Genomic DNA, 598 nt, shown 5'->3' with positions numbered 1-598 from the left:
CTTACTTCCCTGGCGGCCGGTTTCCCTAAAGTGCAATTAGATGAAATTACATGGAGGTCTTTATAATGTTTCAAGTCAGGTTCAGTTATTTTGCCCGGCCCCGGCGGGGACGCTGTGACTGCTGCGATCGCCAGCAGACCCTGGAAGGTAAAATGCTGCTCCTGGAAGATACTGCCCTCATCGGCGACCTTGTTCTCTGCGCCGAATGCGCCGCCGCCTGGGGAGAACTCCTGGGCCAGGCCCGGGAAAAGGTAGTCCAGGAGTGGAACTTCAGCGAGGAAAGGGAGGGAGCCTGACATGGAAAACCTCTGGGTCCAGATCGGCAACTATGGCTTCCCTATGGTCATCGCCTTTTACCTCTTAGTCAGGGTGGAGAAAAAACTCGACGACCTGACGGTAGCTATAAACGAGCTGGCCCGAACCCTGAAACCCCCCGGCTGAATTGCCGCTATCCCGAACCGTGATAAATCTCCCTCTTGATCATCGAATATATGTTCCCATATAATATGTTTAGAAGGTAGGAGGTGGAATCCTTGCCAGCTAATTGGATCCAGCAAGGTCTGTGGCTAAAATTAAACTGCCTGGTGCCGGTCTACGG

2 protein-coding genes are annotated in these 598 nt (G+C 53.0%); both read left to right on the top strand.

Annotation, left to right across the window (positions count from 1 at the left end):
- The first annotated feature begins 65 nt into the window (after positions 1 to 65).
- A complete protein-coding gene (locus MOMUL_RS15275) occupies positions 66 to 296 on the top strand; it encodes a hypothetical protein (RefSeq protein ID WP_062286264.1) in 231 nt (76 codons plus the stop codon).
- A 1-nt stretch (position 297) separates the two neighbouring features.
- Complete coding sequence (locus MOMUL_RS15440; RefSeq protein WP_064774466.1) at positions 298 to 441, top strand: YvrJ family protein; 144 nt, start codon at positions 298 to 300, stop codon at positions 439 to 441.
- Positions 442 to 598: the final 157 nt, after the last annotated feature.

Origin of the sequence: Moorella mulderi DSM 14980 (assembly GCF_001594015.1) — a bacterium.
GTDB lineage: Bacteria > Bacillota > DSM-521 > Neomoorellales > Neomoorellaceae > Neomoorella > Neomoorella mulderi.
The sequence above is the reverse complement of the archived record's forward strand: the minus strand, read 5'-3'. Positions and strand labels throughout refer to the sequence as shown.